The sequence below is a fragment of the Streptomyces sp. NPDC051211 genome (assembly GCF_040689505.1).
Taxonomy (GTDB): Bacteria; Actinomycetota; Actinomycetes; order Streptomycetales; family Streptomycetaceae; genus Streptomyces.
The window spans coordinates 1-6808 of sequence record NZ_JBFBAV010000090.1 but is presented as its reverse complement, the minus strand read 5'-3'; the positions used below and the strand labels follow the sequence as shown (position 1 = coordinate 6808).

Genomic DNA, 6808 nt, shown 5'->3' with positions numbered 1-6808 from the left:
GTGGGCGCGGACGACGGTGGAGCCGACCGAGACGGTCCAGCCGATGTCGTCGTCGGCGTCCGCTGTCGGGAGGACGGCGGCCAGGATTCTCTCCCACGTGCCGTCGACGGCCCAACTAATCGGGCAGACACATCCGATCAACTGACCAACCCACCAAACAGACACGCCCTAGTTGCGCACCTGACCGTCCCGCGCTGAGTTACCGGCGTCAAGAGCGCCGATCGCGGCCGCGATGGAGCCTGGTAAGTCCGGGTGACTAGTGCTGTGCCGCGTTAGGGCCTGTCTTTGGTTGGGATCACGATGTGGGGCGAAGGCTGCGGATCCAGATGATCGCTGCGCGTAAGTGGAGTCCGGCGAAGCAGCCCCCGTGTCTACTCGTTGCACCGGGAGGGGCGCGGGGGCGGTCGGTCACCTGTCCGTGTCTGAGGGCGGTGCGGTGGCACCCAGGGTCCGCCGGGCGTCCAGCCACACCCTCTCGAACTCCTCGGCCGAGATCGCCCCGGCGAGCGACGTTTCCTCCCATCCCGTGAGCCTGCCCTCGGCGACGAGACCGTATCGCTGCTCGTACCGGCTCATCGTGGCGATGTCCGCGCGCTCCTGAAACCGGAGAACCTCCTCCAGGGAGGCGGCGGTCAGCGGGGTGCCGTCATCGCCTCGCAAGTCCACTTGCCGAAGAACCCACCCCGCCTCATCACTCTCGAAGTACTGCCACAGGCCTTGGGCCTCGTCATACGCGCGGATCCACATCACCATGGCACCACGCTCGCGCAGGCAACAGGGCTGCTCCGGTACGGCACGCGCGTGGCTGCGAACGGCTCACCCCGTCGCCGAGTCTTTGAATGAGATTGTCAGGGCCTATCTGATGTTGTGATCATTCTTCGGGTTCCGTCCCCGTCCGGGGCGGGACCCGGTAGTACGCTGCGTGTGACGCGTAGGCAACTTACCGACGAGCAGTGGAAGTTCATTGAGCACTCCCTTCCGATCGGCCGGTTCGGCCCGTACCCCGACAGACTGCGGGAACAGTTCGAAGGGGTGATCTGGCGGTTCCGGTCCGGCGCCCAGTGGCGGGAGATGCCCTCCGAATTCGGCCCCTGGCCGACGGTCTACGGCCGCTTCCGAGGCTGGCGGGATGCTGGTGTCTTCACCACGCTGCTGGATGGCCTGATCGCCGAGGCCGCCCGCACGGGAGAGACGGACTTGTCCCTGGTCAGCGTGGACTCCACGACCGCACGCGCCCACCACGACGCCGCCGGGATGCATATCGGCAACGAAGTCATGGACGCCTTGGAGGAAGCCGCGCGTGAGCAGGAGCAGGCCCGGCAAAAAGGGGCGGCTGCGAGGAACAGAACGGGCAGGACGACGGAAACGACCCCGAGCGGGAAGAGCGGCGACGTGTCCGGCGCCGGCGCAGACTCCGCTCGAAGGAAGCCCTGCTCGGCAGGTCCAGGGGCGGACTGACCAGCAAGGTCCATCTCGCCGCGGACCGGAAGTGCCGTCCGCTCGCGTTCGTCCTGACCACGGGACAGGCCGCGGACAGCCCGCAGTTCATCCCCGTGCTCGAGAAAGTACGGGTCCGCGGGCCCGTCGGCCGCCCCCGCACCCGGCCCGACGCGGCCGCCGCCGACAAGGCCTACTCGTCGCGCGGCAACCGCGCCTACCTGCGCAAACGCAACATCAAGGCAGTCATCCCGGAGAAGAGGGACCAAGCCGCCAACCGGAAGAGGAAAGGCAGTAAGGGCGGCCGACCCGTCAGCCACGACGCCGACCTCTACAAGAAGCGGAACACCGTCGAACGCCTGATCAACAAGCTGAAAGCCTGGCGAGGCATAGCCACCCGCTACGACAAGACCCCTCAGAGCTACCTCGCCGGCCTCCACCTCCGCGCCTCAATGATCTGGATCGACGACCTCCTGCCGACGACTGGCTGATCACAACACCACACAGGCCCTAGTTCGTGGAAGGGTGCAGGTGAACCTCCGTGCGTCCGCTACGTCGGCTGAACGTGACGGTGCCGACGCAGACACCGTCCGCGCGGCCTGGATCTGCGAGCTGTGTGTCCAGGTCGTAGACACGATAGGGTCCGCTCGATAGTTCGAAGCCTTCCGGTCTGCCGGAAGGCTTCTCGCGTTCTCGAGGAGGATCAGATGGCAGACTTTGTTGTCCGCAGAGCGGGCGCCGAGGACCGCGACGTCCTGGAACGACTCTGGCCGCTTTTCCTGCACGACCTGTCGGAGTTCTGGGGCGTCCTGCCGAACCCGGACGGAACATACCGCCGCGAGTGGCTAGAGTCGGCGATCGGCGATCCCACCTGGTCGGCTTATCTCGTATGGTCTGGTGACCGGCCGGTCGGCTTTGCATTCGTACGCGCGCTGGACAGCGATGCGCGCGTGCTGAACAGCTTCTTCGTGGTGCGTGGGGCACGCCGGTCGGGCCTCGGGTTGCGAGCGGTGCAGGCCGTCCTGGCCGCGCACCCCGGCCGATGGGAGATCGCTTTTCAGGAGGAGAACGCGGGCGCGGCACGCTTCTGGCGTCACGTCGCTTCCGAAGTCGCGGGCGAGGCCTGGACCGAGGAGCGGCGACCGGTGCCTGGGAAGCCCGAGCTGCCGGGGAACACATGGGTTGCCTTTGATGCGCGGTAGTCCTCCTTCGCGTTAGTTCGTGGAGGGGTGTTGATCAGGGCGTCGGGTCGCCGAGGTAGAAGCCGCAGGCGCGGTCCAGGGCGTCTTCGGGTGAGCCGAAGGGTAGTCCGGTGGGCAGGAAATTGTCCTCGTCCTGCCTCGGCTGGCGAGGTAGAGGGCGAAGCCCCAGGTGTGCAGGACGCCGGTGAAGCGCAGGCGGCATAGCGGCAGCGGTTCCTCCTCGCCCGGCAGTTCCCCCGCCACGTAGGTGAATCCTGAGCGGAAGCGCACCTGGACGCGGGCGAGCTGGGGCCAGCGTTCCTTGACGCTGAGGGCGCGGCTGTGCGAGGACGTCGACTCGCTGGACAGCTATCTGCCGCCGCAGGTGGCCGCGATGGCCCGCAGGGTGGCCGAAGCTCTCGAAGTGCCGGAGCTGGCCGCAACGTAACGCCGGGGCCGCACGGTCGTTGGACAGCGCCAACCCGTACCGGGCCCCGGGGATGTCATGGCTGATCCCCCGGGGCCCGTGGTGTGTCCGGCCTGGGGTCAGCTCTCGACGCCGTCCGGGTCGGTGAGCCAGTTGAAGACGTCGGCGTCCGTCATCAGGACCGCCTGCGTCTCGTGGGTGCTGTCCTGTCGGACGATGTGGAAGCGGCCCCGGTGTGGGCTCGGCTTCGGGGCGGGGCGCCGCCAGGTGTCGGCCGTGAACCGTACGTGGGCGGCCGGGTCGGTGGGGGCATGGACACCGAGAATCTGATTGACAGACCCCCTCCAGGTCGGTGGAACACCGAGTACGGGGTGCCGGCCGCGGCCCACACCACCGGGCGGGCGAGCAGCGCGTGGTCGGCCAGCATCCGGGTGCGCGTGCGGTGCCCGAAGGGCGAGACGCCGCCGATGGCGTACCCGGTGGCCTCTCGTACCAGCGCCGCGTCAGCTCTGATCACGGCGGTGGCGCCGAGCTCTTGGCGCACCCGATCGGTGTCCATCCGCGAGGAGCCGTCCATGAGGACCAGCACCGGCTCCCCGTCCACCGCGAACACCAGGGACTTGACGATCTCGGAGACGTCGCAGCCCACCGCCGCGGCCGCCTCCGCGGCGGTACGCGTGGAGTCCGGGAACCGGACCACCCCCACGTCCGCCAGCCCCAGCGCCCCCAGTGCCTCCGCGAACCGCGGATGCGCGGCGCCTGCGTCGTCGTCGGTTCAAGTCCGGGTTCCGTTTCCGTTCACGGGGTCGATGTCGCTCATATCCCGCACGCTAACGTCAGCCCTCCCGGCCACGCGAACCACGTTCCCACGGGCCGCCCGCCGGCGCTCAGCCCTGCGGCTCCGACGGGGGCGCGTCCGCCGCGTGCGGGCTGCGCGCGGCCGAGTCGGCCCGCGCCTCGGTGCGATGGCCGCGGGCGATGTAGTCGCGGACGACCGCCTCGACAGCGTCCTGAGGAGACCCGATGCCGGCGAGCACCATCGCCTCCACCACCAGCTCCGCGTCCAGGTTGACACTGACCTTGGTTATGGCTGTCCCCCTCGGTCGGCCCCGTGTGGACGTACTGGAACGAGACTGGCCACGGCGTCGACAGCCTCCGCCGCCGTGTCGTGCGCCTCGGCCCGTCCGGCCGTCTCCGCGCTGTCGACCGGACCGTCTCCGCCCTACCGTGCGTTCAGCACGGACGCGACGACGTCGCCCGCCGGCCCGCTGCCGTAGCCGCCGGACTGGACGACCGAGCCGGCGGCCAGGTCGTCCGCGTAGCCGGTGAACCAGCTGTTGGAGTCGCTCTGCCCATCGACCTCGGCCGACCCGGTCTTGGCTCCCTTGTCGCCGCTGACCGCGGACATCGCCTTGGCGGCGGTGCCGTCGGTCGCGGCGGCGCCCATCACGCTGCGCAGGGTGGCGGCCATGTTCCCGGGCAGCGGCTGGGCGGTGGTCAGCTCGCCCTTGATCATCTCCCTGGGCACGATCACCGGCTGGCGGAACGCGCCGTTTTTCACGGTCGCCGAGAGGGAGGCGACGCTGAGGGCGTTCATGGTGACCTTGCCCTGGCCGATGTAGGAGGCGGCCGTCTCGGGGCCCTTCGAGACCGGGATGCCGGCGTCGGTGGAGACGATCCCGATGGACCACACCCCGCCCAGGCCGAAGTACTTGCGGGCCGTCTGGCTCAGGGCGGTGTCCTCCACGCCCTTGGCGTTCAGCGGGCCCAGCGCCTTCATGAAGAAGGTGTTGCAGGAGCGGCGGAAGCTGTCCCGGAAGGTGCCGTTCGCGATGGAGAAGTTCTTGTTGTTGTGGAAGGTCCGGCCCGACCAGGTCACCTCCTTCGGACACTCGACCGGGGAGGTCGGTCCGCCGACCAGGCCGTGCTCCAGCATCATCGCCGCGGTCACGACCTTCATCGTGGAGCCGGGGGCCTGCGCCCCCTCCATCGCCACGTTGAACCCGCCGGCCGGGCTGTTGGCGACCGCGCTGATCTCGCCGGTGCTGGGCCGGACGGCGACCACCGAGGCCCGGTCGTACTTCTTCACCGCCCGCTCGGCGGCGGCCTGTACGTCGGCGTCCAGCGTCGTCTGGACCTTCTTGGTCTTTCCCTTGGCGAGGGTGAGCAGCGTCCGGTTCGGCGCGTCGGCGTCGGCCGGCTCGATCCAGGTCTCGACGCCGGGCTCGCCTGCGGCCCCGTCCGCGTACCGGGTACGCAGGGTGTCCAGCACGGGGGCCAGCGACGGGTACTTCTCGGCGGTCAGCTCCCGGCCCTCGCGGTCCACCGCCTGGATCGAGCCCCTCTTCGCCTCACCGGTCCGCAGGGTCGCGCCCTCGATCAGCTTCGGGTGCAGCACCGTCGGCCGCCAGTCCACCAGCGCCCGCCCACTGCTCTTGCCCCGCACCACGGTCAGCTCCGAGGCGTACGCCAGCTCCTTCTCGTGCCCCTCAAAACTGATGGTCGCCTTCACCGTGTACGGCACCGTGGCGCCGCTCGCCGCGCCCGGCGTGACCACGGCGTTCTCCACATGCCCGGTCTCCCGGAAGCCGCGCAGCGCCTCCGCGGCCGCCGCCGGGTCGTCGGTCAGCGTCCCCGCCGCGTCCGCGTCCCCGCGGGCCCACGCCGCCAGGAAGTCCCGCGATGTCCGCTCGATCTCCTCGGCCGTAACCTCCCCGGATCCGGACGCGTTCAGCGGCGCGGCGTCCGCGCCACCGAGGCCCGCATCGTCCGAGTCCCCGCCCAGCATCTCGTAGCCCGCGAACCCCACCCCGCCCGCCACCAGGACGAACACGCCGCCGACGAAGGCGGTCTTCACTCCGCTGCGCATGGTGCAGTCCCTCCCCAAGAGCCCCGTACGGACGACCCGGCGTACGAACGATGTTCGCTTGAACATGTTCAAGACATAGATACGTATGCACTCTACGGGGCCGTATGTCACCCCTGAGCCGCCAGAACCGATCGTTACCCGACCGGAACGCACACAATTTGTGCCTTACACGGACTCAAGCTGCGAAGCGACCGTCCGCGCCCGCCCCTACAGCTCCCGGGCGGCGGCGTTCTTCCGGTGCGGACGCAGCAGACCGAACACGGCCCGGACCCGCTCGTCCGCACGCCCCGACTGCACCATGGGGAAGTCGTCCAGCGCCTGGTGCCAGGGGGTCAGGCCGAGGCCTGCGGCGGCCTGTTCGTCGGTGGTGTCCTGGTCGGCGTCCCGGGCCGCCCAGTAGCCGACCTGGGCGGCGGTGACCTCTAGGCCGTTTCTTTCGGATCACCTCGCTGACCAGATGAAGATGGCGGCGAGGTGGAGGCCGGCGAGGTAGATGGTGGCGGTCTTGTCGTAGCGGGTGGCCAGGCCGCGCCACTGCTTGAGCTTGTTGATGCAGCGTTCGACGGTGTTGCGCTGCTTGTAGGCCTCGCGGTCGAAGGCCGGCGGACGTCCGCCGCGGCTTCCGAGCCGTTTGCGGTTGGCGGCCTGGTCGGCGGGCTGCGGGATCACCGCCCGGATCCCGCGCCGCCGCAGATGACGGCGGATCGCCCGGGACGAATACGCCTTGTCCGCCAGGACCACGTCCGGTGTGACCCTGGGTCGGCCAGTCCGTTGGGGCACCCGTAACCGGGCCATGACCTGCTTGAATGCGGGCGCGTCACCGGCCTGTTCCGGCGTGAGAACGAAGGCGAGGGGCCGGCAGCGGCCGTCAGTCGCGAGGTGGATCTTCGTGGT

At 69.5% G+C, this 6808-nt stretch carries 6 protein-coding genes and 4 pseudogenes; 3 read left to right on the top strand and 7 right to left on the bottom strand.

Features of this window, described 5'->3' with window-relative positions; genetic code table 11:
* Positions 1-114, bottom strand: a pseudogene (locus AB0447_RS36210) (IS5/IS1182 family transposase); the annotation flags it as partial.
* A gap of 294 nt (positions 115-408) precedes the next feature.
* Positions 409-753 (bottom strand): hypothetical protein, encoded by a 345-nt coding sequence (locus AB0447_RS36205; protein WP_366481215.1) that lies wholly within the window; start codon positions 751-753, stop codon positions 409-411.
* A 171-nt stretch (positions 754-924) separates the two neighbouring features.
* Here AB0447_RS36205 and AB0447_RS36200 point away from each other — a divergent pair.
* The 3 genes and pseudogenes from AB0447_RS36200 to AB0447_RS36190 all read left to right on the top strand — a co-directional run bounded on the left by AB0447_RS36200 (position 925) and on the right by AB0447_RS36190 (position 3066).
* Positions 925-1928: pseudogene (locus AB0447_RS36200) on the top strand (IS5 family transposase).
* Between the two features lie 216 nt (positions 1929-2144).
* A complete protein-coding gene (locus tag AB0447_RS36195; RefSeq protein WP_266992142.1) occupies positions 2145-2639 on the top strand; it encodes a GNAT family N-acetyltransferase in 495 nt (164 codons plus the stop codon).
* 301 nt (positions 2640-2940) lie between these two features.
* A complete protein-coding gene (locus tag AB0447_RS36190; RefSeq protein WP_366481214.1) occupies positions 2941-3066 on the top strand; it encodes a hypothetical protein in 126 nt (41 codons plus the stop codon).
* A gap of 334 nt (positions 3067-3400) precedes the next feature.
* On the opposite strand, the pseudogene AB0447_RS36185 reads toward AB0447_RS36190, so the two are convergent.
* From AB0447_RS36185 to AB0447_RS36165, 5 genes and pseudogenes are all read right to left on the bottom strand, one after another.
* Positions 3401-3775: pseudogene (locus AB0447_RS36185) on the bottom strand (YbaK/EbsC family protein); the annotation flags it as partial.
* A 157-nt stretch (positions 3776-3932) separates the two neighbouring features.
* Complete coding sequence (locus AB0447_RS36180) at positions 3933-4133, bottom strand: DUF2191 domain-containing protein (RefSeq protein ID WP_366481216.1); 201 nt, start codon at positions 4131-4133, stop codon at positions 3933-3935.
* Between the two features lie 134 nt (positions 4134-4267).
* Positions 4268-5914, bottom strand: a complete 1647-nt coding sequence (locus AB0447_RS36175; protein ID WP_366481213.1) for a penicillin-binding transpeptidase domain-containing protein — start codon at positions 5912-5914, stop codon at positions 4268-4270.
* A gap of 207 nt (positions 5915-6121) precedes the next feature.
* Positions 6122-6241, bottom strand: a pseudogene (locus AB0447_RS36170) (transcriptional regulator); the annotation flags it as partial.
* 114 nt (positions 6242-6355) lie between these two features.
* Positions 6356-6808 (bottom strand): IS5 family transposase (locus AB0447_RS36165; protein WP_366481212.1); only part of this gene is annotated, 453 nt, incomplete at its 5' end.

What these genes read in the sequence shown, in the direction of transcription:
- AB0447_RS36205 (WP_366481215.1), bottom strand. Translation starts at nt 753, where the DNA reads ATGGTGATGTGGATCCGCGCGTATGACGAGGCCCAAGGCCTGTGGCAG.
- AB0447_RS36175 (WP_366481213.1), bottom strand. Translation starts at nt 5,914, where the DNA reads ATGCGCAGCGGAGTGAAGACCGCCTTCGTCGGCGGCGTGTTCGTCCTG.
- AB0447_RS36195 (WP_266992142.1), top strand. Translation starts at nt 2,145, where the DNA reads ATGGCAGACTTTGTTGTCCGCAGAGCGGGCGCCGAGGACCGCGACGTC.